The sequence below is a fragment of the Actinomyces sp. Marseille-QA0893 genome (assembly GCF_976954355.1).
In genome coordinates this window covers 66,857-92,343 of sequence record NZ_CDRJSY010000005.1, presented here as the reverse complement: position 1 = coordinate 92,343, position 25,487 = coordinate 66,857, and the positions used below count along the sequence as shown (strand labels likewise).

General features: G+C 56.5%; 23 protein-coding genes. 8 read left to right on the top strand and 15 right to left on the bottom strand.

What is annotated here, in order from left to right; translation table 11 throughout:
- Positions 1-10: 10 nt before the first annotated feature.
- From cydB to ACWNMW_RS06905, 4 genes are all read left to right on the top strand, one after another.
- Positions 11-1,132, top strand: coding sequence for a cytochrome d ubiquinol oxidase subunit II (cydB, locus tag ACWNMW_RS06920; protein WP_449490444.1), 1,122 nt, complete (start codon positions 11-13; stop codon positions 1,130-1,132).
- A gap of 86 nt (positions 1,133-1,218) precedes the next feature.
- On the top strand, positions 1,219-2,919 hold the full coding sequence (cydD, locus tag ACWNMW_RS06915) for a thiol reductant ABC exporter subunit CydD (protein ID WP_449490443.1): 1,701 nt from the start codon (positions 1,219-1,221) through the stop codon (positions 2,917-2,919).
- 2 nt (positions 2,920-2,921) lie between these two features.
- Positions 2,922-4,757 carry a thiol reductant ABC exporter subunit CydC gene (gene cydC, locus ACWNMW_RS06910; RefSeq protein WP_449490442.1) on the top strand — a complete coding sequence of 612 codons (1,836 nt, stop codon included), beginning with the start codon at positions 2,922-2,924 and terminating at the stop codon, positions 4,755-4,757.
- The gene (locus ACWNMW_RS06905; protein WP_034501588.1) at positions 4,754-6,400 is read left to right on the top strand and encodes a GAF domain-containing sensor histidine kinase; all 1,647 of its coding nucleotides are present in this window, start codon (positions 4,754-4,756) and stop codon (positions 6,398-6,400) included. The genes cydC and ACWNMW_RS06905 overlap by 4 nt, the downstream gene beginning before the upstream one ends.
- A 9-nt stretch (positions 6,401-6,409) precedes the next feature.
- Here ACWNMW_RS06905 and ACWNMW_RS06900 read toward each other — a convergent pair whose 3' ends face one another.
- The 8 genes from ACWNMW_RS06900 to ACWNMW_RS06865 are packed head-to-tail and all read right to left on the bottom strand — an operon-like array spanning position 6,410 to position 13,938.
- Complete coding sequence (locus ACWNMW_RS06900) at positions 6,410-7,024, bottom strand: response regulator (protein WP_295895388.1); 615 nt, start codon at positions 7,022-7,024, stop codon at positions 6,410-6,412.
- A 34-nt stretch (positions 7,025-7,058) separates the two neighbouring features.
- The gene (gene rnc / locus ACWNMW_RS06895) at positions 7,059-7,814 is read right to left on the bottom strand and encodes a ribonuclease III (RefSeq protein WP_034501589.1); all 756 of its coding nucleotides are present in this window, start codon (positions 7,812-7,814) and stop codon (positions 7,059-7,061) included.
- Positions 7,814-8,380: a YceD family protein gene (locus ACWNMW_RS06890; protein ID WP_449490441.1), complete on the bottom strand. Its 567-nt coding sequence runs from the start codon at positions 8,378-8,380 to the stop codon at positions 7,814-7,816. Before ACWNMW_RS06890 ends, rnc begins: the two co-directional genes overlap by 1 nt.
- Positions 8,373-9,089, bottom strand: a complete 717-nt coding sequence (locus tag ACWNMW_RS06885; protein ID WP_449490440.1) for a hypothetical protein — start codon at positions 9,087-9,089, stop codon at positions 8,373-8,375. The genes ACWNMW_RS06890 and ACWNMW_RS06885 overlap by 8 nt, the downstream gene beginning before the upstream one ends.
- Complete coding sequence (gene coaD, locus ACWNMW_RS06880; RefSeq protein WP_449490439.1) at positions 9,082-9,591, bottom strand: pantetheine-phosphate adenylyltransferase; 510 nt, start codon at positions 9,589-9,591, stop codon at positions 9,082-9,084. The genes ACWNMW_RS06885 and coaD overlap by 8 nt, the downstream gene beginning before the upstream one ends.
- Entirely contained in the window at positions 9,588-10,157 is a 570-nt protein-coding gene (gene rsmD, locus ACWNMW_RS06875; RefSeq protein WP_449490438.1) for a 16S rRNA (guanine(966)-N(2))-methyltransferase RsmD, read from the bottom strand. Before rsmD ends, coaD begins: the two co-directional genes overlap by 4 nt.
- A gap of 14 nt (positions 10,158-10,171) precedes the next feature.
- Positions 10,172-12,331, bottom strand: coding sequence for an ATP-dependent DNA helicase RecG (locus tag ACWNMW_RS06870; protein ID WP_449490437.1), 2,160 nt, complete (start codon positions 12,329-12,331; stop codon positions 10,172-10,174).
- Positions 12,328-13,938, bottom strand: coding sequence for a hypothetical protein (locus ACWNMW_RS06865; RefSeq protein WP_449490436.1), 1,611 nt, complete (start codon positions 13,936-13,938; stop codon positions 12,328-12,330). The genes ACWNMW_RS06870 and ACWNMW_RS06865 overlap by 4 nt, the downstream gene beginning before the upstream one ends.
- Before the next feature lie 238 nt (positions 13,939-14,176).
- Here ACWNMW_RS06865 and rpmB point away from each other — a divergent pair, with 238 nt between their 5' ends.
- The 3 genes from rpmB (at position 14,177) to ACWNMW_RS06850 (ending at position 17,531) form a co-directional block, all read left to right on the top strand.
- Entirely contained in the window at positions 14,177-14,368 is a 192-nt protein-coding gene (rpmB, locus tag ACWNMW_RS06860) for a 50S ribosomal protein L28 (protein WP_019127135.1), read from the top strand.
- Between the two features lie 337 nt (positions 14,369-14,705).
- Positions 14,706-16,208 carry a sucrose phosphorylase gene (gene gtfA, locus ACWNMW_RS06855; RefSeq protein ID WP_449490435.1) on the top strand — a complete coding sequence of 501 codons (1,503 nt, stop codon included), beginning with the start codon at positions 14,706-14,708 and terminating at the stop codon, positions 16,206-16,208.
- A 21-nt stretch (positions 16,209-16,229) separates the two neighbouring features.
- Positions 16,230-17,531: an MFS transporter gene (locus ACWNMW_RS06850; protein WP_449490434.1), complete on the top strand. Its 1,302-nt coding sequence runs from the start codon at positions 16,230-16,232 to the stop codon at positions 17,529-17,531.
- A gap of 87 nt (positions 17,532-17,618) precedes the next feature.
- On the opposite strand, the gene ACWNMW_RS06845 is transcribed toward ACWNMW_RS06850, so the two are convergent.
- The 6 genes from ACWNMW_RS06845 to ACWNMW_RS06820 all read right to left on the bottom strand — a co-directional run bounded on the left by ACWNMW_RS06845 (position 17,619) and on the right by ACWNMW_RS06820 (position 21,431).
- Positions 17,619-18,464 carry a TrmH family RNA methyltransferase gene (locus ACWNMW_RS06845; protein ID WP_449490433.1) on the bottom strand — a complete coding sequence of 282 codons (846 nt, stop codon included), beginning with the start codon at positions 18,462-18,464 and terminating at the stop codon, positions 17,619-17,621.
- Positions 18,465-18,471: 7 nt separating this feature from the next.
- Positions 18,472-18,852: a 50S ribosomal protein L20 gene (rplT, locus tag ACWNMW_RS06840; RefSeq protein ID WP_034501599.1), complete on the bottom strand. Its 381-nt coding sequence runs from the start codon at positions 18,850-18,852 to the stop codon at positions 18,472-18,474.
- Positions 18,853-18,881: 29 nt separating this feature from the next.
- Positions 18,882-19,076 (bottom strand): 50S ribosomal protein L35, encoded by a 195-nt coding sequence (gene rpmI, locus ACWNMW_RS06835; RefSeq protein WP_034501600.1) that lies wholly within the window; start codon positions 19,074-19,076, stop codon positions 18,882-18,884.
- Between the two features lie 47 nt (positions 19,077-19,123).
- The gene (gene infC / locus ACWNMW_RS06830) at positions 19,124-19,795 is read right to left on the bottom strand and encodes a translation initiation factor IF-3 (protein ID WP_072456100.1); all 672 of its coding nucleotides are present in this window, start codon (positions 19,793-19,795) and stop codon (positions 19,124-19,126) included.
- 266 nt (positions 19,796-20,061) lie between these two features.
- Entirely contained in the window at positions 20,062-20,820 is a 759-nt protein-coding gene (locus ACWNMW_RS06825) for an SseB family protein (RefSeq protein WP_449490432.1), read from the bottom strand.
- The gene (locus tag ACWNMW_RS06820; RefSeq protein WP_449490497.1) at positions 20,820-21,431 is read right to left on the bottom strand and encodes a hypothetical protein; all 612 of its coding nucleotides are present in this window, start codon (positions 21,429-21,431) and stop codon (positions 20,820-20,822) included. Before ACWNMW_RS06820 ends, ACWNMW_RS06825 begins: the two co-directional genes overlap by 1 nt.
- Before the next feature lie 161 nt (positions 21,432-21,592).
- On the opposite strand from ACWNMW_RS06820, the gene ACWNMW_RS06815 reads away from it, so the two are divergent.
- Positions 21,593-21,826, top strand: coding sequence for an RNA-binding S4 domain-containing protein (locus ACWNMW_RS06815; protein ID WP_034501604.1), 234 nt, complete (start codon positions 21,593-21,595; stop codon positions 21,824-21,826).
- A 76-nt stretch (positions 21,827-21,902) separates the two neighbouring features.
- Here ACWNMW_RS06815 and dnaE read toward each other — a convergent pair whose 3' ends face one another.
- Positions 21,903-25,451, bottom strand: coding sequence for a DNA polymerase III subunit alpha (gene dnaE, locus ACWNMW_RS06810; RefSeq protein ID WP_449490431.1), 3,549 nt, complete (start codon positions 25,449-25,451; stop codon positions 21,903-21,905).
- Between the last annotated feature and the right edge of the window lie 36 nt (positions 25,452-25,487).

The window sequence follows — 25,487 nt, the reverse complement described above, 5'->3', positions numbered from 1 at the left end:
AGGAAGACCCATGACACTTAGTATTTTGTGGTTTATCCTCATCGCCGTCCTGTGGACCATGTACCTGGTTCTCGAGGGCTTCGACTACGGCGTTGGAATGCTCCAAGGATTCCTCGCCCGCGACGATCGCGAACGCACTCAAGCGCTCCGTACCATTGGCCCCCACTGGGATGGCAATGAAGTTTGGCTTCTCACCGCCGGTGGAGCGACCTTCGCGGCGTTCCCCGAGTGGTACGCAACGATGTTCTCCGGAATGTACTTGGCACTCTTCCTGATCCTCCTCGCTCTCATCGTGCGTGTGTGCGCAATCGAGTGGCGTTCGAAGATCAAGTCCGAGAAGTGGCGCAGCGTCTGGGATCGTACCCACGCAGTATCAGCTCTCCTCGTTCCGCTCCTCTTCGGTGTTGCCTTCGCCAACCTGGTTCAGGGAATGAAGATCGAAGTTGTCACCCACGGCACCAATGCGGTGGTTGCCCCCGAGGATGTTCCGGCATCTTTGGCAACGGCTGTTCACCAGCTCACCGGTGGATTCTTCTCTCTCCTCACCCCCTACACCCTCCTTGGTGGAGTCGTACTGGTTGCCCTGTGCTTGGCACACGGTGCACAATTCCTGGCACTGAAAACCGAAGGCGACTTGCGCGAGCGAGCAAATACATTTGCGGCTCCCGCTTCGGTTGCGGCCACCGCTCTGGCAGCAATCTGGGTCATCTGGGGACAATTCGCATACTCGACGAATGTCTTCGCATGGCTCCCGCTTCTCGTTGCAGCCCTGTGCTTGATCGCCCAGGCAGCCTTCTCTCAGAAGGCGCTGCGTCGTGAAGGATTGGCATTCCTCTTCTCCTGCGTTGCAATGGCAGGTGCTGTCGCGTGGATCTTCTCTGCGATGGCTCCCGCGGTGATGAAGTCGAGTATCAACCCCGCTTACTCACTGACCATCGAGCAGGCATCCTCGACCCAGGGAACGCTGATCGTTATGTCGATCGTGGCCTTGTGCCTTGTTCCCGTGGTTCTCGCCTACACTGTTTGGTCCTACTGGAAGTTCCGTTCTCGCGTTTCAACAAAGGACGTGTCAACGGACACCGGTTTGATCTTCGACAAGATCAGACTGGATCAGAATTTCCTCGCGGGCTGATCCCCGCAGAGCTGGTGGCCTCGGGAAACCGGGGCCACCAGTTTTTTCAGCGAGCATCTCCCCCTCAAAGGAAAGAAAATAGAGGAATGCGCCCCCTGGACCCTCGACTGCTCAAATACGCACGAAGCGCCCGTCGCCACATCATCGTCATTTCGATCCTTGGCATTTTGACGGCGCTCCTTGTGATCGCACAGACTCTTGCGCTTTCTGCAGCCCTATCCCCCGCGGTCACTTCTGGGGCAACTCTTGCACAACTGCGCATGCCCTTGTGCATCCTCGCCGTAATACTTGCTCTCCGGGCAGCCCTCATCGGGATTCGCGAGGCCCTAGGCCACCGCGCCGTAGACCGAACGATCCGCGAGTTACGTGCACGCGTCATCGACCACATCGCGCAATTGGGTCCACGTTGGCGAGCAACAAACGGCAGCGAGGCCTCGACACTTCTTACGCGCGGCTTAAGTGATCTCTCTCCCTACTTCGTCGACTACCTACCCCAGCTTGTCCTTACTGCGACCGTTACTCCCCTCGCTTTGGCCACGATTCTCTATCTGGATTTTTGGTCGGCATTCATCGCAGCGATCGTCGTTCCTTTAATTCCCATTTTCATGGCGCTAATCGGCCGTTTCACGCAGGATGCATCCTCAGCAAAGCTTGAATCAATGCAACAGCTCGGTGCGCAGATGCTTGATCTCATTGCCGGATTACCCACCCTTCGAGCACTCGGTCGCGAAGGTGCCCCTCGAAAGCATCTTGCCGCGCTGTCCGCCTCGAACACGCGAGCAACTATGGGGACTTTGCGCGTTGCTTTCCTCTCGGGCGCTGTTCTTGAATTCCTCTCCACCTTATGCGTCGCGCTGGTCGCCGTTGAAGTCGGCATGCGCATGGTTTTCGGGAACGTCGATCTCTTCACGGGCCTCGCGGTCATCATGCTAGCCCCAGAGGTATTCGAGCCTCTTCGCCAGGTTGGTGCGCAATTTCATGCATCCGCGAACGGCGTCGCAGCAGCCGAGCGAGCCTTTGACATCCTCGAAACCTCCGCAGTCACTGAGGAAGATTCACTGTCTCCCTCTACTCTCGACTCAATTGACTGGTCGAGGACGCAGATTGTGATCCGCGATCTCTCGATTGCTGCTCGCGGCGTGTGGGCGCCTGCCGGTGCCAATGCCGTTGTCCTTCCGGGTAAGCTCAATGTTCTCGTCGGACCTTCGGGCGCAGGAAAGACCAGCACGATCTATGCACTGATGCAGCTCATCGATCCAGATCACGGCGAGATTTGTTTACGCACTCAAGCCTCGGGCGCAGATATCAATGTGCGTGAGCTTGCTCGTGAGCAATGGTGGAAGACCATCACCTGGGTGCCGCAACACCCTACTTTGATCCCTGGAACTTTGCGCGAGCAGCTTCCACCTGCCTCGGATGATGATCTCGAGGCCGCGGCGTCCCTATGCGCTTTCAGTGACGTTCTCGATTCGCTTCCTCTTCGCTGGGAAACCCCAATTGGCCAGGGCGGAATTGGGCTGTCCGTTGGGCAACGACAACGTTTTGCCCTCACGCGTGCGCTCCTGGCCACCACTCCCATCGTTATTTTGGATGAGCCAACAGCGCACCTCGATGCCGCCAGTGAAGAAGTTGTTCTCCGCGCTATTGAAACCCTGCGCGGGCAAGGGCGAACGGTGATCGCTATCGCGCACAGGCAAGCGTTAATCGAGGCAGCAGATCAGGTTATTGAGATCCAGAGCGCGCAGATGAACGAAGAAGAGCTCGAACAAGTGGAAGGAAGGAAGTAGTCATGCGGATCCTCACTCCTCAAGAACGTTCTTCCCTGCGCTGGGCTGTTTCTTTGCTGCGCGTTGACAAATGGCGTTTTATCAGCGCTCTCCTTCTTGCGAGTCTGGGCATCGGATCCTCGATTGCGCTTGGCGCCACTTCTGCATGGTTGATTGCGAGAGCTTCCCAGATGCCTCCAGTCTTGGTCCTTTCCGTTGCTGCGACATCAGTGCGCCTTTTCGGTGTCTCGCGCGCACTCCTGCGTTACATTCAACGCCTTGTCGCCCATCGTGTTGCCCTTGAAGGAATGGATCACCTTCGCCTGCATCTCTATGACCAAATTGCGCAGGCAGATCTGAGTCACGTCACTTCGCTGCGCCGTGGAGACCTTCTTGCACGCATCGGTTCCGATGTTGACGAAGTCGGTGATTTCATTGTCAAGTCTGTTCTTCCCGCCGGGGTCGCAGCCGTTGTCGGCTGTGGGACCGTCGGCGCCTTGGCGCTTTTGTCACCGGGAGCGGCAATCATCTTGGCACTGTGTCTTATCGCTTCGGGCGTCCTCGCTCCGCTTGTCACCGCTCGAGCACAACGAGCTGCTCAAGTCGAAGGTATTGAGGCACGTACGTCCTTGAGCACTGCCCTTGTGACAGTTATTGACGGGTACGACGAGTTGGCGATCAATGGCTTGGCCGGCCGCGCGCAGGCAGAGCTTGAACGCGCTGAGGACCGTATTGAGTCCTCACGAAAGGGCGCAGCACGTGCCTCCGCTTGGGCTCAGTTCATTGATCGAGCAGCGATGGGTTTCGCGGTTGTCGGAGCCTTGCTCGTAGGGATCCCCAGCGTTAATGCTCAAATCCTCAGCGCGGTGGCTTTAGCCGTTATTGCGCTCACTCCCCTGTCTTCTTTCGAAGCCTCCTCTCAGATGAATTCTGCTGTCGCACAGCTCGTGCGTTCTGCGCAGGCAGCGGCGCGCATTGATGAACTCATCGGGCCGAGGGCGCTTCTATCTGCAAAGAACGTTGACCGAGAAACAGCTGACCCCACGCAAGGCGCCCACGCGGCCTCGGGAAAGCACAAGGAAACGATCACGCCAGAAATGGTGAGCTCGCCGCTTCTGCGTGCTGAAAACCTCTCGATCGCGTGGCCGAATAGCCCCGAACTTGTTGAAGGACTCGACCTCGAAGTCGAGCGTGGACGGTCCATAGCAATTGTCGGCCCCTCGGGAATCGGGAAAACAACACTTCTCTACACTCTTGCGGGTCTCATTCCACCGCGAGAGGGAAGCCTGACCCTCAACGATGTCAGTCTCATGGACATTCCCCACCAGGAGAGCTCATCAGTTCTCCAAGTGACCGCTGAAGATGCCCATATTTTCGCGACAAGCATTTTTGAGAACCTCCGCGTCGCAAACCCGGATCTGGACAAACAACAGGCCCTCGACTTACTCAGCGCAGTCGGCCTCGAGCAGTGGTGCGCTTCTTTGCCGGAAGGAATCGATACCCTCATAGGCGCCGGCGCGACTGGAGTTTCCGGTGGAGAGCGCCGCAGACTCTTGGTCGCACGAGCTCTTGCTTCCCCCGCGCCTATCATTCTCATCGACGAGGCCAGTGAGCATTTGGATCCCCAATCAGCCGACGCGCTCATGCGCACTTTGGCGCAACGTACCCGTCAGCGCGGCTTACTCATCGTCACGCACCGTTTGAGTGCTCTTCAACTGGCCGATGAGATTATCCTGATGGGGTATCCCGATGGAGATCCTCGCAAGCGCCCAGCGCAGATCATTGCGCGAGGAACTTTCGAGCAGCTCGCCCAAAACAACGAGCACTTCCGTTGGGCACTGAGTCAGGAGGACCAATGAGCCCGGAAAGGACCGACTCTCGACTTCTTGAGGCTGCACTCGATGTGACCTCGAGCCTCGACCTCCAGCGAATTCTGGAAAACTTCGTCGAACGCGCGTGCGCATTAACCGGTGCGCGCTACGCAGGATTGTCAGTTCTGGACACCTGGGGCGATACGACGATGTCCGTCGAATTCGGTGATGCCCCCGCCGGAAACGCTTCACCGGACCAGCTTCCCGACGAACTCGTCGAGCGTATTACCGACGAGGGCTACGTTATTTTGAACGATCCGAGCCTGCTTGAAAACCTCCCGGGTTTCGAGAATTTCCTCGGCGTTTCAGTGACTTTCCAAGGCCAGGTCTATGCACGCCTGTATTTGGTTAATCGCCTGGGAGGATTTGGACTGAGCGCGCTACGCATCGTCCAGACGCTAGCATCCGCCGCGGGAATTGCTGTTGAAAACGCTCACCTGTATGCAGATGCGCGGCGCCGCGCCAGGTGGATCCGCGCTTCCCAACAGCTCACAACTTCGATGCTTGAGGGCGCGGATGAAGAAGAAGGCCTTACTCTGATTGCCCAGACCGTTCGCGAGGTTTCGCAAGCAGATACGGCGATTATCGTTCTGCCTTCGGTCAAAGACACGTGGGCTGCGGAAATTACCGATGGGCATCACGCGGATCGCCTCCTCGGCGTGATGTTCCCACCCGAGGGCCGCGCGATGTCGGTGCTTAATGAGGGAACCGGCATGATCGTTGATTCCCTCGCCCGCGCTCAGACTATGCGTATCCCCGAGTTCACCGAATTCGGACCTGCGCTTTATGCTCCTCTACGCGGGAGAGGAAAGCCTGCGGGAGTCCTCATTTTGCTCCGCTTACCAGGCAAACCAGAATTCGACTACTCCGAACTTGCCCTCGCTGAGTCCCTCGCTGCTCAAGCTGCTCTTGCTTTGGAACTTGCTTCAGCGCGTCACGCGGAAGACGTCGCCTCGCTTCTGGATGAGCGCGACCGTATCGGTCGGGATCTTCACGATTTCGCAATTCAACAGCTCTTTGCTGCGGGAATGCAGTTGGACGCTACCAAGCAAAAAGTCAGTGAAGAACAGCTTGAGGTCAGCGAAGTCATTCACGCCCTCGACCTCTCCTTGGCTTCCATTGACGAGGCCGTGCGCCAGATCCGCGCGATCGTTCACAACCTGCGTGAGCCAGATTCCAATGTGGGCCTAGTGGAGCGTATCCGCCGAGAGTCTTCTCTTTCGCGTTCTTTCTTGGGTTTTGCCCCCTCACTGTTGATATCCGTTGATGGCCAAGCCGTCAACGAGCAAGCAGAGAGCGAAGATTGCCTCGTGGAATTGGTGGATTCTAGGGTCGACGACTCACGCAGTGATGACGCGGTCGCTGTCGTTCGTGAGGGACTGTCAAACATTGCCCGTCATGCTCACGCAACGGCTGGCGCTGTCAGTGTTGACCTTCACGGAGACACAAACTCAGGAAGCCTCACTGTGTCCATTGCAGACGACGGGGTTGGAATCGACCCCGAACACACACGGAATTCAGGGCTTGCGAACATGGCAGAACGCGCGCGCCTGAACGGTGGGACATTCACTTTGGGGACAGGTTTAGAGGGGAAAGGCACCAGGATTACCTGGCGCGTCCCCCTGTCCTAAACGGGGTTTTCAGTTACGCCAAGCGGCAGCGCGCTGCCCGGCAACCCACGCTGCTACTTGAGTGCGGCGTTGCAGCCCCATTTTCGAGAGCAAAGACGTGATGTGGTTCTTGACGGTCTTTTCAGCAACCCCAAGCTTTGCGCCGATCTCTCGGTTCGACAGTCCGTCCCCGATCAGCTCCAAAACTTTGCGTTCTGAAGGAGTCAGATCAGCCGTCGGATCGTCGTGATCTGCACGTCGACGCGTCAGCGTGCGTTCATCCAGAAGAATCCGTCCCTCCGCAACGGCCTTAATGACATCGGTGATTTCAGCACCACGGACGGTCTTTAGGACGTAAGCGCGTGCGCCCTTCGCGAGGGACTCAGCCAAGGCCTCGTCATCATCAAAGGATGTCAGAACGATCGGACGGATCTCAGGGTTTGTCTGACCGAGGGATTCCATGATGTCGATCCCGGTCCCGTCGGGGAGTTGAAGATCAACAAGGATGACATCGGGACTGACCAATTGCGCTCGACGCAGGGCATCTTGGACCGTTCCAGCTTCTGCAACGACTTCAAGGTCATCTGCACGATCGACGATTTCCGCGATACCTCGGCGAACGATCTCATGATCATCGACGATCATGACGCGGATGGGAGTTTCAATTGCTTCTTCTGTTTCAGCCACGGGCTTCTCCTTCTTTTTTCTTCCGCGAGCGCTGCCTGGTCAGACGGGCAACAGCGTCCGCAGCAGCAGCATTTTCAGCATGTTTCTTTGAAGATCCGACACCCTGGCCAACCTGCTCAGTTCGCGAGGCGACGTGCGCGTGCGCAGTAAACACCCTCTGGTGGTCGGGGCCTTCGCCCTCCACTTCGTAGGTCACAGCCCCCATATCGTGGGTGAAGGCAAACTCGGTGAGAGTCGTCTTCCAGTCCTGTTCTGCGGCGCGTTCGACTGCATGCACGAGAAGGAAACCAAGGTGACGCAAAATCGTCTCTCTGGCTCCTTCAAGGCCAACGCTTAAATAGGTTGCTCCGACAAGAGCTTCAAAGGTATCGGAAAGAATCGAATCCTTGTCGCGTCCTCCGTGTGTGCTTTCCCCGCGACCAAGGTAAATGTACTCCCCCAGCTCAATGTGCCTCGCAGCTTGCGCAAGAGGTTCCTGAGAAACGGTTGCGGCACGCATGCGTGAGAGCTCAGATTCCGGTACATCAAGGTGACGATGGAAAAGTTCATCGGCAATAACGATGGAAAGAACAGAGTCTCCCAAGAACTCCAGACGCTCGTTATGCGCGATGCCCCCTGCCTCGTTTGCGTAGGAGCGATGGATGAGTGCAAGGTCCAAGAGATCTTGGCGTACCGGGGTCCCCCATGCTTCAAGCAGAGTATCGGTTTGAGGGCGCGGTGGAACTGGGAGTTTAGATCGACGAGCCATCAGTTCTCATCCTGGTGCGAGAGCTGATCAAAAAGCCCCGCGAGCCCCGCAAGGCGCGGATCAATCACGACGTGCTCGTGATCTTCGGGCAGATCCTCCCACTTTTCTCCGCACCCCGGGCACAGTCCCTGGCAATCGGGCTTGCACAGTGGCCGGTCTTCCATCAAAGTGACGATCCCATCGCGCACAATCGATTCGATATCGATCGTATCTTTTGCCGAGATCGTCAGGAAGTCATCGGCTTCTTCATCGTTTTCCTGGCGAAGACGCTGGGCAGCTTTGGGCTCGAAGAATAGCTCATCAATATCGACGCTGTGGTGACGATGCACCTCGTCAAGGCATCGTACGCATTCACCTTCAAGGTCGACGTCAGCGTGTACACGCACCAAAACACCGTCATCAACCGAGGTGATTGCAACATCAATAGGAAGCTCACTGCCCGGAGCAACACGCATGATGGAGGTCCCCAGATCCTCGGGGACTTCCCACATCAGCTCATAGTCGCGCATTGATCCCGGCGAGCGAGAAAGATCGCGAAGGGAAATTTCTAGAGGACGTTCACTCATGTTCTAAAGTCACATTCGTCAAATCACGACCATTGCGCTCGGCAATGGCGCGCCGACCGGCATCGGTGCGGCGTTGGAGTTCTTGGAGCAGCGAGGACAACTCGCTGAGCGAAGCCGAGGCGTACTCATCAGCGCCGGTACGCATCTGCTTTTCCTGGGCACGAGCCTGCGAAACGATCTCACGCGCACGTTCCTCGGCCATCTGCTTGATGTTTTCGCTTGAGATCAAGCGCTCCGCTTGGGCGTTTGCATCGGCCAGCGTATTCTCCGCATCCGATTGTGCCTGCGCGCGAACTCGAGCTGCTTCTTCCTCGGCCTTTTCACGGGTACGGCGCGCTTGCTCTTCAGCCTCGGCGACCAGCTGGTCCGCCTTCTCACGGGCCTCGTCGATTGTCGAACGAGCACGCGCGTTCGCCTCGGCAATAGTTGTTTCCGCAGCTGAGTCAGCACGCACCAGCACGGCGTCGGCATCGGCCACAACCGCATCCGCAGCCTTCAAATCATCGGGAAGAGCTTCACGCGCTTGGTCGAGAAGATCCAATAGCTCGGCTCGGTTAACCATAACGGACGCCGAAAGCGGGACTGCACGCGCAGCTTCAAGGAGATCTTCAATTCGATCCAAAGCAGCAATGACGGTCGAGGGGCCGTAGACTGTCTGGTCCTCCCACTGCTGCGCCGAATCCGCCTGCTCATCGTGGGTCTCAGTCATTGTGTCCTCCTGTTGCTCGATGCGCGTGCACTACGTCTCTATTTTCTCCCCACAGAGCCAAAACTGAGGAAGGAACATACCGAGAAACATCCATTCCCCAGCCAAAAAGTTCACGCACTAATGACGAAGAGACATGCTGATAGCGCGGGTCGGTAGGAATCCACAGTGTTTCTACCCCACCGATTTCCCTATTCGTTACGGCCTGAGTCATCTCGGAGTCCAGATCCGCGCTGGTGCGAATCCCTTTCACGACTACGTCGACATCATTTTCAGCGCAAAAATCAACAAGCAGTCCGCGCATCGGGAGGACCTCAACATTGGGCAGATGAGCAACCCCCGCTCTAGCGCTTTCAAGCCGGCATTTCATTTCGCTTGCCGAGGCCTTGGCCGGGTTCACCCCGACCGCAACGATCACGTGATCCGCAATGCGCGAAGCGCGCGTAATGATGTCGAGGTGTCCCACTGTAAGGGGGTCAAAACTCCCTGGAATAACGGCTTTCATTCGCTCTCGTGGTCCTGTTCGTCAAGTGGAGGCGCAAGGAAAAAGACTCGAGTTTCTCCCCAGTCCCTGCGGTCTTCACACATCAATCCCTCTGGAATCTCAACTTCGGGAGAACGCGTCGATCGTTCTACAACGATGGAGGCATCTGGAGAACATAAAGGAAGCAGAGCTTTGAGGAGTTCAGTGATGTCTTGGCTTGCCACATCGTAGGGCGGATCAACAAAGACCAGGTCAAATGAACCACTCAGTCGATTGGAGACCGCAGAAAGAGCATCTGCGCCAATGACCAGGGCTTCGGGCACAAGCGGAAGGTTTTTCTTTAAAGTGCGAATCGCTGCCGCTGATGAGTCCACCAAGGTTAGGGATGCCGCTCCCCGCGAGATGGCCTCGAAACCTAAAGCACCACTTCCCGCATACAGATCAAGGACCCTTGCGTCCTCGATAACGCCCATGTGTTCGAGACGCGAAAAAATTGCCTCACGCACGCGTTCGGAGGTCGGCCGAGTCCCTGAAGGAGGAACCTGGAGGATTCGTCCTTTCAAAGTGCCAGCAATAATTCGAGTCATGGTTTAAGACTACGTTAGCTGCGCTCCATCCACACGAGCTCTTCGCTTGAAGCGTCATTGAGAGCTTGTCGCAACTCGGTATGCTCACTCAGGTCAGGATCGGAGGCAAGAAGCTCCTGCGCGCACGAACGCGCCTCCTCAATAATCTCCCCGTCGCGAACAACGCTTAAGAAACGCAGACGAGAGGATTTTCCAGACTGAGCCGATCCCAAAACATCCCCTTCCCTACGCAACGCAAGATCGGCCTCAGCAAGGACAAAGCCGTCTGTCGTGGAGGCGAAAGCCTCGAGGCGCTTGGCGGAAGTATCGGTGATCGCGCTGGGATGAACTGCCATGCACACGCTCGCTCGAGAAGAGCGCCCAACGCGCCCGCGCAATTGATGAAGCTGGGAAAGGCCAAATTGCTGCGCATCCAAGATGATCATCATGGTCGCCTCGGGAACGTCGACTCCGACCTCGATGACGGTAGTAGCCACAAGAATCGGGCGCTCACCACTTGCGAAGGCACTCATGATGGCTTCTTTGTCCTCGCTACTGTCACGCCCAGTCAAAGTTGCTGCACCAATCCCGCGTAAGGGTTCGATCTCGGAAAGGCCGAGCAGGGTTTGGGAAACCGAGGCCAGGGGAACAGAAGATTCAGAATCGAGGAGCGCATCGCTCGTATCAGAGTCGTCGATGCGGGGACAGACGATATAAACGCGTCCGCCTCCGTCGATTTCCTCACGAGCGCGCTGCCACATTCGACTCATCCACGCTTCATTTCCCGCGTCAACGACGTAGGTAGCAACGGGCTGGCGTCCCTTGGGAAGTCCCTTCATGACGGTGACATCGAGATCGCCAAAAATCGTCATGGCGACGCTTCTTGGGATTGGCGTTGCAGTCATGACCAGTTGGTGGACCAGCAAGCCATCACTACGGCTTTCACGAAGGGCATCGCGCTGTTGGACACCAAAACGATGCTGCTCGTCGATCACTGCCAAAGCCAGGTCGGCGAAGAGATTACGAGCAAAAAGCAAGGCGTGGGTGCCAACGACAATGAGCGGCGCCCCAGAGGCAAGCAAGCGTTCAATTTCGCGCCTAGCTGGAGCAGGTGTCGAGGACGTGAGAAGTCGCAGGTCGATTGGAAAACCGGCCTTTTCAAGAGGGGCAAGCAAAGCACGCAAAGAATCCACGTGCTGCTTAGCTAAAACTTCGGTCGGAGCTAGAAGAGCACCCTGATGCCCAGCAGCGACGACTTGGATAAGCGCGGCCAGTGCGACGACGGTTTTCCCCGAACCAACGTCTCCTTCAAGGAGACGCTGCATCGGGTGAGAATCCGCCAGTCCCGCGCCGATATGTTCAATCGCCTTCTTTTGGGAATCGGTCAGGGCAAAGGGAAGAGAGGACAAGAAGGCGGTCAATTCGGGCGAGGAATGCGGCGAGACGCATGCCTGCATCGCATTGTTGCCTAGACGCCTGTGCGCAAGAAAAGCCTGGAGGATAAAGGCTTCCCTCCACCGCAAGTTCTTCTTCGCTCGTGCCACTTCTTCGTCACTTGTTCCTTGGTGAAGAAGGAGGAGTGAACGGCCAAGGGGATCGATATCGTAGCGAGTGCGGATACTATCCGAAATAGGGTCTGGGATTGAATCGAGATCAATCGATTCAAGGAGAACAGCAATCGCTCGGGCTATCACCCACGAGGTGATACCACCTTTAGAGGAATAAATGGGGATCGGACGGTGCGATCTCTCGCGGAGGGAACGATCATCTTGATCGTCTTCGACTCCCTCGAATTCGGGATGCACCAGCTGCAGATTCCCGCGATATGATCCGACCTTCCCGGCGAAAAGAAAGTGTTCTCCCGGTTGAAGCAGGCGTTCATGAACGCTGAGCTTGTAGGGATTTGCAGCAAAGAAGGTGGCACTCATCTGGCTTGTACCATCCGTGAGGAGCACTTCAAGGCGTACTCCTGCCCGCGAGCGATTCGGGATCAGGCGAGTACTGACGACTTCCGCCAAGATTGTGACGTCTTCACCGCTGCGCAAAATATGCATGGGGGTCAGCGCACCCCAGTGGTAGTACCGCCTCGGCGCTTCAAGAAGCAGGTCTCCGACAGTATTGATCCCAGCCTTCTCAAGTTTCTTCGCGAGCTTGGCAGGAAGGCGCAGATTCAGCGGGGTATCAAGCGGATTCACGACAGGGCCTGCACAAGAGAATGCACCTGAGGAGAAGCGTCGATAACCTCAAGATCCGCACCGCTCACTTCGAGGTTTAATCCGTCTAAGAGCTGGCGCAGCACGGCGATAAGAGTGCCCGAGTCTTCACTACCGGCTAGGAGAGCCCACCGAGAAGGGGCATATGAGATGAGTTCTTGAACAGCACGTGAGATGTCCTCGACTTGCCAATCCGCTTCGATCGGCCTGGAATGCTGGGCGAGTAATGCGCTTTGCGCGTTTTCTTCAATAAGCGCGCAAAGCCTTGGAGCCACTTGCCGTCCCCCGGGCTGGGGAACGAAAAGGGGTGCGCAGGCGCGACTGACCGCGAGTGCTTCCAATTCATTGTGCGACGAGGCGATGAGAACGCTCAGTTCCGGCTCTGCGCCCAAGCGCTCGTAAGACACGCTGATCCTCTGCGCCAGAGCAAGACAGTCACGATCACTAGGAACGATCAATTCCACGCCACTGGAGGCACAGCGGGCGGGTTGGACTAAGGCTTCGAGGTCTTCAAGCTGAGGGTCGAGGAACACGTGCGCACCGCACAGTGCAAGGTCTTCAACCATTCCGGGGATGCGAGTGCAAGCCACTACTGCAGCGCGTTCTACTCGGCGGATCGGTTGGCGCTCGAGGAGGCGGATCCCGCGGTGCGTCACGCCATCGGCCAGCGTATCGATACCGATTGTTTCGTCAGGTCGCGCATCGGCGACATGGAAACGCAGGGTGCGTCCTTGGTGCGGGCGAACAGAAAGAGGCGCGGCAGTATCAATATGGAAGCGCCACTCCCCCAGCCCGAAAAGATCAGACTGACCGATCCACGAGTAGCGGGCGTTTAAAGCATCGAGGTGACGACAGTGCGCCTCACAATCGTCTTGAGTTCCTTGAAGAATCACGTCAACGGTGAAGGCACGATCAGGAGCGGGAGCGCCGGGACGCACACGGCTCGCAGTTTGTCCGGCAAGTTCAGCAAGCATCGCGGCAAGAGACTCGAGCATTCCAAGATCATCGCGACATGCTGCGTCAAGAGCACTGAGCATGAGTGCGACGACAGCGGCTCCTGCATCGATTGTTCCCGTCGAAGCACTGGTGGCCTCGACGAGGCCAAATTGCGCAGCGGCACAGAAGGCGGAGAGTTCCTCGGGAATTTCTGGCAGAGTATCTCCAAGTCCCATGAGCTCTGAGGAAGCTTCAGCGATCATCGCATCGAAGGCCGCGGTGTGACCGTTGATAGTTGAGGAGGCAGATGCGGTTGCGACGAGCATACGTCGCAGGCGAATGGGGGTGAGTTCTTGTTCTCCAAGAGCCACACGCCAAGACTGCAAGATGGAGACGATCAGTATTCCGCAGTGTCCCAGGGAAGCACGTACTCCGGCTTGGAGTGCGACATCCAGCCCGACAGATAAAGGATCGTCTTCGGGAAATCCACTGAGGGAGTGGGCGAGAGCTTCAAAAGTGACTCGGGCGTTTGTTCCCGTATCGCAATCGCCACCGCCGACACCATCGAGGTCATCGATAAAAGGCGCAAGCTTTGTCATCTCGTCTGCTGCAATGCGAAAGCTGCGTGCGAGCACTCCAGAGTCTAAAGACACCACTTATCCTTTGATCGACGTCTTGTAACGTACTGTTGTGGGTTGAAGGGGATGATGACATTGTTTCGCGCCCACACACATGTGTGCCACCTGACACGCATATTTCCCCCGTGGACTTGGTTATTTGAGGCGAAATCAGATAAGGTGTCATAGTTGCCTGCGGTGACCTGTCACCAATGGCCTCTTGATCTTCAAGGTCAAGACAACTAATCGTGTAAGAAAAACCGAGGAGAACATCGTGGCTGCCGTTTGTGACGTGTGCGGTAAGGGACCCGGCTTCGGCAAGAGCGTGTCGCACTCGCACGTTCGTACCAACCGCCGGTGGAATCCGAACATTCAGCGCGTTCGCGCCCTGGTCGATGGGACGCCCAAGCGCCTGAACGTGTGCACCAAGTGCCTGAAGTCTGATCGAGTCGTTCGCGCTGCCTGATTCAGACTGAGATCGGCCGAGCTCGCTTTGCGAGTTCGGCCTTTTTCTTTACCTTCTCTCCACTACCCTGCCTTTGGTCCCAGCCACCATAGAATCAACCTGAGCAACCCCATTCCCTGAAAGTGCAGGTCAAAAACGGTTTGAGAGATGAAGAGATACTCTTCCCAGAAGTTTTCCAGCAAAAATGCATTTATTTGCTTGCTGCAGATCGTGGACTCCATGAAGCATTTAGTTAACTAACCGCTATTCTAAAAACGTTCACAGATGTTATGTGTTTGGGAACACCATTTTGAGGAGGCCTGTGCGCTGATCGCACACCACCAGAATAGGGAAAACCATGCAAAATAAGGTTCAGCTCATCACCTACGCCGATCGTTTCGGCGGCAACACGATTTCCTCGCTGACGGAAACACTGCGTCGGCATTTCTCGGGGGTGTACGAAGGCGTTCACATTCTTCCTTTCTTCACTCCCTTTGATGGCGCCGATGCAGGATTTGACCCCGTCGATCACACCAAGGTTGATCCAAGGCTTGGATCTTGGGATGACGTTGCAGAACTGTCAAAGAGCCACGAAATCATGGTTGACACCATCGTCAATCACGTTTCCTGGGAATCAGAACAGTTCCAAGATGTCATGAAGAACGGTGAAGACAGCCCCTTCGCCCCGATGTTCCTGACCTTGTCCAGCATCTTCCCCGAAGGTGTGACCGAAGAAGAACTCGCTGGCATCTACCGCCCTCGTCCAGGTCTTCCCCTCACCCATTACACATGGGGCAATAAGACCCGACTGGTCTGGACAACTTTCACTCCGCAACAGGTCGACATCGATACCGATTCTGACCAGGGCTGGGGATACCTGATGTCAATCCTCGATCAGCTCGGGGCAAGCCACGTTTCCTCAATCCGCCTCGACGCCGTCGGCTACGGGGCAAAGGAAGCGCGTACATCCTGCTTCATGATTCCTAAGACCTTCAGACTGATCGAACGTATCAAGGAAGAGGGCGCAAAGAGGGGCCTCGAAACCCTCATTGAGGTTCACTCCTACTACAAGAAGCAAATCGACATTGCCAGCAAGGTCGACCGCGTCTATGACTTCGCCCTTCCTCCGCTCTTGCTCCACTCAATCTTCTCGGGCAGCGTCGATGCTCTTGAGCACTGGATCAACGTGCGTCCCAACAATGCCGTGACCGTTTTGGATACTCACGATGGAATCGGCGTCATCGACATTGGTTCAGACCAGCTGGATCGCTCCCTCAAGGGACTGGTTCCCGATCCCGATGTTGATCGCCTCGTCGAAACAATCCACGCAAACACCCAAGGAGAATCTCGCGAAGCAACGGGGGCTGCGGCCTCGAATCTGGATCTCTACCAGGTCAATTCGACCTACTACTCGGCATTGGGCTGCAATGACCAGCACTACCTGGCAACTCGTGCAGTTCAGTTCTTCCTCCCGGGAATCCCCCAGGTCTACTACGTTGGTGCAATGGCCGGCGCCAATGACATGGAACTGCTCAAGCGCACCAATGTCGGGCGCGACATCAACCGTCACTACTACACCGCTGAAGAGGTTGAAGAAAACCTCAAGCGTCCAGTTGTTCAGGCGCTCAACGCTTTGTGCGCGTTCCGTAACACTCTTGCGGCCTTTGACGGAGACTTCTCCTACCAGCGAGATGGCGAAGTGCTGACGCTGGCGTGGGAAGGCGCCGGCACGAGCGCGCGACTCACCTTCAATCCAGCCGCCCCGTCTGAAACCGGTTCTATTGCTTCCCTGTCCTGGACTGATGGTCAGGGCGAGCACACGACCGACGATCTTCTTGCCAATCCTCCCGTCGCTAACTAGTCATCCCCGAAGGAACTCATCATGGCTACAAGCACTCCTCAATCGAGGACAAAGCGAATCAAGCTCATTCGCTTGAGCATTGGTTTTACCGTCAGCGCGGTTGCCTGCGCGATCCCCTGGGTTGCCTTGACCTCCGTGATTTTACCGGCCGTTCTTGAGAACATTAACGCCGCCGGCAAAGAGTCGATGCTGGGTACGATCAACGCCGTTGGTTCCGTAGTCGCACTTCTTGCGAACGTTATTTTCGGTACTTTCTCTGATCTGACGCGTTCTCGCTTCGGTAAGCGCACTCCGTGGATCATTCTGGGCGGTTTGATTGCTGGTGGTGCAATGGCCCTGCTTGCACTGAACCAGAACTCCTTCCCGATGATCCTATTGCTGTGGTGCACCGCCCAGCTGGGATACAACGTCATGCTCGCTCCCTTTGTGGCAACAATGTCTGACCGCATCCCCGACGAGGTTCGAGGCACGATCTCGGGCTTCTACGGTGCAGGCATCGCCGCTGGACAGACCATTGGTAACCTTGTTGGCGCGCGCCTACTGAAAGTCGATAACGGGCTGACACACGGATGGCTCCTCGGTGCAGCCGTCTTTGCTGCTATCGGCATCGTCACCGTCATTATCTGGCCCCGCGAAGGCGACAACCGAGGCGAATCCGATGAGAGCTTCTCGGTGAAGCGCATCCTAGAATCTTTCCGTCCACCTAAGAACGCTCCTGATTTCTACTACGCACTTGTTGGCCGCACCTTGATGATGGGCGGCTACTGGATGATCAACACCTACCTGCTCTACATCGCTAAGGACTACATCTTCGCAGGTAATTCCAATGCAACCACACTTGCGGCGGAGCTCATTGCCTCGATGGCAGTGATTACTCTGGTAGTCTCACTGGTCGCGGCTTTAGGCGCGGGTCCGATTACCGACTACATCGGCCGTCGTAAGCTCCCCGTGGCGCTTGCAAGCGTCCTCTTCGCCATCGGTTCCGCAATGCCTTTGATCTTCCATACCCAGATGGGCATGTACCTCTTCGCAGGCATCGCAGGGCTCGGTTACGGCGTTTACAACGCAATTGATCAAGCACTCAACGTTTCGGTACTCCCCAACCCTGATGAGGCCGGTAAGGACCTAGGAATTTTGAACCTGGCGAACACACTGTCGATGGTCATCGGCTCACTGATGACCTCTGCAATTGTCGTCATCGTCAAGAACATCACTCATACGACAACAACTCCGACCTCGGCCTACACGGTCGTTTTCATCGTTGCGATTATCGTCGTTTTGGTCGCCGCATGGCTCATCATGCGCATCAAGAAGGTCAAGTAGCCTTCACTCTCGCATATACCAAGTGCCCGGTGTTTCAAAAGAAACACCGGGCACTTTTATGAATGATTCTTCGTCCCAGCAGAAGACCTAGCCTAGGCGAACGCTCTGCGACGCAAAGAGGCACATCGCAGCGGCGCTTGCAACGTTGAGGGACTCTGCCTGGCCGCTCATCGGAATCATCACCAGAGCATCGCATGCGGCCATTTCATCATCGCTCATTCCCTGTGCCTCGTTTCCGAAGACCCATGCGTGGGTTTGAGCAAGCCAGCCGCGTCTTTCCCAGGCGGCATACGACATTAATGAGGTCAGGCTGTAGGCACCTTGCGCACCGGAAGTCCCGAGGATTCCAGCATTCATGCCGCGCAAAGTCTGGCAGGCCTCGCCAAAAGACGCAGCGGGGACGATGGGAAGATGGAAAACCGAGCCAGCAGAGGAGCGAATGACCTTGGGACTGGAAGAATCAACACTTCCCTTGACGCTGACAATTGCCCGAGCCCCCATCGCATCCGCGGTACGTATGATGGTGCCAACATTACCCGGGTCTCTCCCCTGAGCAATGACGACGAGGGTATCCCCACTTTGGATTTCGGGCAGGGAGGTCTCAATTGCCTCTGCACGTGCAACTGCGCAAATTCCCTGGCTGTCGCGGCTCAACGCTTCAGAGACCTCGTCACTGACTTCATGAACCCAGCGGCAGAGTCTCTCGGCGTCGTCAATAACATCGGGATGCGTTTGTGCCGCTGCCGAAGTGTAATAAACGTCCTCGACGAAGGAGGAACGATGCCGGATTAGTTCACGAACTGCCTGCGGGCCCTCAACCAGAATTTTCCCGTGCTTGAAACGCGCCGAACGCCCGGCCAGAGCCGCGACTTTCTTCACGCGTTCAGCATGAGGATTATCGAGGATGGACGGGCGTTCAGAAAAGTTATTCACCGAAAGCTCAGGCCTTGGGGGCGTTCACGTCTGCCGGCAGAGCCTTCTTGGCGACCTCAACGAGAGCATTGAAGGTAGCAATGTCGTTGACGGCCAGTTCGGCCAGCATGCGACGATCGACCTCAACGCCTGCCAGGTTCAGGCCCTGGATGAAACGGTTGTAGGTCATGCCCTGTGCGCGGGAAGCAGCGTTGATGCGCTGGATCCACAGGCGACGGAAATCGCCCTTCTTGGCCTTGCGGTCACGGTACGAGTACACGAATGAGTGCGTGACTTGTTCCTTGGCCTTGCGGTACATGCGCGAACGCTGGCCACGGTAGCCGGATGCCTGGTCAAGTACGGTGCGACGCTTCTTCTTGGCGTTAACAGAACGCTTAACACGTGCCATTTTCTAAATCTCCTTGTCGAAGGTGCGGGTCACTTGCCCAGCATGGAACGGACGCGCTTGACATCGGCGGTGGCCAGAACCTGATCGGTGGCCAGACGACGGGTCTTGCGGGAGGACTTGTGCTCGAGGAGGTGGCGTGCGCCTGCCTGCTCGCGCATGATCTTGCCCTTTCCGGTCAAGCGGAAACGCTTCTTTGCACCGGAATGCGTCTTATTCTTCGGCATTATTTTGATCCTTCTTCTTCCGGACGGGGGCTGAGCCCCTGCCTTCACTACTTCTGTGCATCAGCCTCTTGCGAGGCCGCACGAGCTTGGTCCTTACTGGCGCGTTCGGCGCGCTTACCGCGGCGTTCTTCACGCTCGGCTTCACGACGCTTACGCTGCTCGTTCACCGCATCGGACTTGCGCTTCGTAGGCGCAAGAACCATGGTCATGTTGCGGCCATCTTGACGAGGCATAGATTCGACGGTGGCGAGTTCTCCCACTTCTTCAGCCAGACGCTGCAAGAGTCGGACGCCCGCTTCGGGTCGTGACTGCTCACGACCGCGGAACATGATCATGACCTTGACCTTGTCGCCTGCAGAAAGGAAACGCTCAACGTGTCCCTTCTTCACCGAGAAATCATGGTCATCAATCTTCAGTCGGAAACGGATTTCCTTCAGCTGGGTGTTCGCCTGGTTACGGCGAGCATCACGGGCCTTCTGGGCCGCTTCGTACTTGTACTTTCCGTAGTCCATGAGTTTTGCAACCGGCGGCTTAGCGTCGGGTGCAACCTCGACCAGGTCGAGGCCCGCTTCTTCGGCAAGACGCAGTGCGTCTTCCACGCGGACAACACCAACCTGTTCTCCTCCGGGTCCCACGAGACGTACCTCGGGAACTCGAATCCGCTCATTGATGCGAGGCTCGCTAATGAGTGGCTCCTTCCACAGTCGTATCCGTGACACGAAAAATGCCTCCGTGCCACTGTGCGCACGAAGGCTTATCCCGGCAACAACATCCGTCCGGATGCTACCGTTTAACCCGATCCCCTGGCTCTACGTGGGCAACCCGGTCACCCGGGCGGGAATCAAGGTGGGAGAAACTCCGCTTGCACGATCGGGGCGAAATCCCCGATTGGTCGAAACAATCTTAGCAAAAGATTCCATTCAACGCGAAGGCCCTTCACAAGCCGCAGCGATGGAATCTCTCACATGCTCGCCCTGTGATGCCCCTATCCGGCTACTGTCCCCCAGCGCGGAACCCACTGAATATCATCAGCAACGGCTCTCAGACGCTTATTCGAATTCAGAACGTCAATCGCATGCAAGACTCTTTCGCGCAACTGCGCACGATCCGCTTCTTCCACTGCTTGCGGATCAATGACGAGGCTGACCCTGCATACGCCCATTCCCGCATACTCGACGCTCAGATCAATAATCGATGAGCATTCATCCTGTGCCTGCCGGAAAAGAAGGTCCCGTAGTTCCTGATCTTTCCATGCTGGGAGCCAATGATCTCCCTGAGCAAGCGCGCTCGTTGCACTGCGAGGGATGAGAATATCGCGGCTGCTAGGATCCACGATAACCTTGCCTGCGCTCTCAACTAATGCAGCCAATGCGAGGCGGCGAAAGCTCAGCGCCATGGGACGAGCATTCGGGTCATACGCGCCCAGTGACTGCGCGGAGGTAAAGGCAGCAATCGCTGGCCCTGCCACCGTTTCAACGCGAAGAAATCCGACGGGATCATGTCCGGCCTCCCCCGCGTGAATCCCTGTCACCCGAGGATCTTCTTCAACGCGGATCGGGACAATTACGCGCTCGTTTTCGAAGGCATGAACCAGTACCTCAAGCTGAGACGCGCTACCGTCTTCACCACTTTGAAGAGCCCGCGCGGTTGCTTCCAAAAGCTGACCAGAATCCTCACGGTTGTGAGAAGCCATCGCTAAGCGCTGAGCCAAACGGTTCTTCTGCGCCTCTCCGATATCCACCATCAACGCTTCCTGAACCACATGAAACGGCCTCGTTTGCCGCCTTTACCATCAGCTTGAATCGAATCGGGATAGTCTGCGGGAACCGTACGCCCAAGAAGTAAATCCTCGGTTGCCTGAGGCATTGCTCCAAGCAAAAGCCCCGCTGGAATATCGTCTTCACTATGGCCATTGACGTAGCGTTGAGCGGTAATTTGCCCCGAAACTCCCGGTTCGATTCCATCACCCTCGACGAGCCATGACATGATCGCCACAGCTCCGTATTTTGAAAGTCGAGAGATTACAGAAGCGACCTTGTCGACCTCGGCGGGCATTGCTCGACGCCCGGTGAGCAGCACGTCCAGTTCGTCTTCTTGCGTCGTCTGGGTCTGCACGCGAAGCCAAACCCCCGTCCACGGTTTCAGACGGACCACGGCCTCGTGGATTCCGGAAAGGGCAAGAAGGGAATGCAAGGCCTCAGCGGAAGGAATCGGCGCGAGGATCAATGCGACGGAGAGCTTTCCCCCCTCAAGGTGAAGAGCCTCATCAACGGGAGTATCAAGATCATCAGTGGCTGGGTTCTGGCTGGCCGCCGCATCTTCCGGCACACCGCCCGCGTCCAAATCGGTTTCCATGCCTGCGACTAGATCGCGAAATTGTGCATCGAGATCCCGATTCTGGTCTTCAGACACAGGGCCCTCCCACTTCGTGTTGATTACTTGGCCTATCGTATCGCGTGCGCGGCGCGTGTGATAATACGAAGCAAAGAGAAGACTTTGGAAACGTAGGAGTCTATATGTCATCGGTCCCCACAATCGAGGTTCGCGGGGCTATCCGCCTTGGACAGTTCCTGAAACTTTCTGGCCTTGTTGAAGATGGGGCCGAGGCACGCGAACTCATCCAAAGTGGCGATGTGTGCGTCAATGGCGAGGTAGAGACTAGGCGCGGACACGCCCTCGAGGATGGAGAACTCGTCGAGCTTCACACCGCCACGGGGACCTACGCGGCGCGCGTGAGCGTCGTCGATTAAGCGACGAGGCCTCCGGCCACCACGCAAAGATGCCGCGCTCCCCCGTTTGCGGCGTTTTCTACCGGGTTTCGTGCGATCAGTGCGAGGTCAGAACACCATCCGCACCGACAACCGCCTTCACGTGGCTAAAGAAGGGACCCGATTGCGTCACTCGAAGTGAAGAGTCCAGCTCAACGATGGTGACACGTCCGGGTTCACGCAGATGCAGCCGAACGGGTGACGACCCGGGGAAAGTCTCTAGGACTTCCTTGAGTTCACGCAAAAGCTCAGGTGTGCAGCGCGATGCTGCCAGTTCCAGGTCAAGGGGAACATTACCATCCTCGCGCAATTCCAGAATATTCATGGACTGCCCGTAGATCGATACCTGTTCGTCACGCGTATTGACGCGCCCCTCAATCTGAACAACCAAGTCGGGAGCAAGGAAAGTCTGGACAGTCTCATAGGCACGGGGGAAGAAGAGTACTTCCACTGAACCGCTCAGGTCTTCAATCGTTGCAATTGCCCAAGGATTGCCCTGCTTCGTGACCTTTGTTTGGACCGCGGAAACCAATCCCGCGATCTTCACCGTTCGGTCGACCATGGATTCTTCCCCGCCAACGATCTGCGCAATTTCGACGTCTTGGTGTCTCTCCAGCGCGCCTTCGAGGCCGCGCAGAGGGTGATCCGAGACGTACAGACCCAGCATCTCGCGTTCTTCGGCGAGCTTTTGGCGGCGGTCAAATTCAGGCAGATTCGGGATTTCGATGGCCAGTGAAGAACCCGGCTCATCTCCCATCCCCATGCCGCCGAAAAGATCAAACTGCCCGATTGCCTCGTTGCGCTTGAGGTCGATCACTGCATCCACGGCCTCGTCGCAGCGGGCGAGAAGCGAACGGCGGGTGTAGCCAAGTGAGTCGAAAGCTCCCGCGCGAATCAAGGACTGAATGGTGCGCTTATTGCACACAACCTGGGGAACCTTGTCGAGGAAGTCTTGGAAGTTGGTGAACTTGCCCTTTTCCTTTCGGGTCTCCACGATGGCATCAACGACGTTGGCTCCAACGTTTTGGATAGCGTTCAAACCGAAACGAATATCCTGCCCATCAGGAGCAAAGGTTCCCATCGAATGATTGACATCCGGAGGAAGCACCGTGATGCCCATGTGACGGCATTCCGCCAGATAGAGCGCGCGACGGTCCTTGTTGTCCTTCGTTGAGGTCAGCAGGGCTGCCATGTATTCGGTCGGGTAATTCGCTTTCAGGTAAGCAGTCCAGTAGGACACCAAACCGTAAGCCGCAGAGTGTGCCTTGTTAAAAGCGTAGGCAGAGAAGGGAACAACGACGTCCCACAGAGCTTGAATCGATTCCTCGGAGTACCCGTTATCGATCATTCCCTGGCGGAAGCCCTTGAACTGTTGGTCCAGAACTTCCTTCTTCTTCTTACCCATGGCCTTACGCAGAATATCTGCCTGGCCCAGGGAGTAGCCTGCCAGCTTCTGGGCAATCTGCATGACCTGTTCCTGGTAGACGATCAGACCGAAAGTCGTTCCAAGAATGTCTTCAAGTGGCTCCGCGAGCTCGGGGTGAATAGGAGTGATCTCTTGACGCCCGTTCTTACGCAGCGCGTAATTCGTGTGGGAATTTGCGCCCATGGGCCCCGGGCGATACAGCGCACCGACAGCCGAGATGTCTTCGAAGTTGTCGGGCTTCATGAGCTTGAGAAGATCGCGCATGCCACCGCCATCAAGCTGGAAGACACCCAGAGTGTCTCCGCGCCCCAGCAGCTCGTAGGTTGCCGGGTCATCCAGCGCCACATGGTCTAGATCTGGATCTTCTTTCCCATTGAGCTTGATGTTCTCCAAAGCATCTGAGATGACGGTGAGGTTTCTCAGGCCCAAGAAGTCCATCTTGAGCAGGCCGAGCCCTTCACAGGTCGGATAGTCAAACTGCGTAATGATTGCGCCGTCTTGCGGGCGCTTCATGATCGGGATGATGTCCGTGAGCGTATGCGAAGACATAATGACAGCGCAGGCGTGCACACCCCACTGACGCGTCAGTCCTTCAAGGCCCAGGGCATATTGGACGACCTCGTGAATGTCCGGGTTCTCTTCGTAATACTTTCGGAACTCCGCCGCCTCGGCATAGCGTTTGTCATTCTCGTCGAAGATACCCGCAACAGAAATGTCCTTGCCCATGACCGATGGCGGCAGGGCCTTCGTCAGCTGCTCCCCCACTTTGAAGTCGCGCCCCAAAATACGCGCGGAGTCCTTCAAAGCCTGTTTCGTCTTGATTCGACCGTAGGTAACGACCTGAGAAATACGGTCTTCGCCGTACTTTTGCTTGACGTACTCGATGACTTCATCGCGACGACGTTCGTCAAAGTCAACGTCGAAGTCGGGCATCGAAATACGTTCGGGGTTCAAGAAGCGTTCAAAGATCAGCCCGTGGTTGAGGGGGTTAAGCTCCGTAATCTTCATCGCGTAGGCGACCATGGATCCTGCACCGGAACCACGGCCCGGCCCCACGCGGATTCCTTGGCTCTTTGCCCAGTTGATGTAGTCCGCAACCGTCAGGAAGTAACCGGGGAACCCCATCTTGATGATGACGTCTTCCTCGTATTCAGCTTGCTTACGCACAGCGTCTGGAATGCCCTTCGGGAATCGTTCCTGAAGTCCCTTTTCAACTTCCTTGATGAACCATGAGGTCTTGTCTTCCCCTTCGGGCACCGGAAAGTCGGGCATATACGAGGCGCCTTCCGCAGTGGTGTGGAAGTGAACCTCGCATCTTTCGGCAATCTCAAGCGTCGAATCACAGGCTTGGGGCAGCTCTTTCCAGATCGAGCGCATTTCTTCGGAGGGACGAATGTAGTAGCCATCGCCGTCGAATTTGAAGCGATCAGGGTCAGAAATCCGCGACCCCGAGTTAATACACAAGAGCGCGTCTTGGATCCCGCGGTCTTCTTTCTTCACATAGTGCGCATCGTTGGTCGCTACCAGCGGAGCATCCATGAGTTTGGCTAGTTCAAGAAGCTGCTTTTGGGTACGGCGTTCAAACTCAATCCCGTGATCCATCACTTCGACGTAGAAGTTCTCGGGCCCGAAAATATCGCGTAGTTCCGCGGCCTCCGCCACGGCCTCGTCCCATTGCCCCAAACGCATGCGGGTCTGCACAGCTCCGGAGGGGCAGCCGGTGAAGACAATCAGTCCTTTGTGGAAGCGCTCGAGGAGTTCTTTATCTGCGCGCGGCCACTTACCGAATTGTCCGTCTACCGAGGCGTAGGACCCCAAGCGGAAAAGATTGTGCATTCCCTCGGTTGAGTAGGCGATCAACGTGAGGTGATTGTAGGACCCCGAGGCCGATACGTCGTCCGAGCGCTGCCAAGGCTCACCCCAAGTGACTTTTTGGCGATCGAAACGAGAGGTCCCGGGGGTCACATAGGCTTCGAGTCCGATGATGGGCTTAATGCCGGCTTTCGTTGCTGCGTCGTAGAACTCATAGGCACCAAAGAGGTATCCGTGGTCGGTCAGACCAATTGCGGGCTGCCCCAAACGTACGGCTTCTGCCACCATCGGTTTGATTCGCGCAGCTCCATCGAGCATCGAGTATTCCGAGTGATTGTGCAGGTGCACGAACGAGTCCACAGGTGCCATGTTTCCAGTCTAGTGTTTCTCTTCAGGCCGTACTGA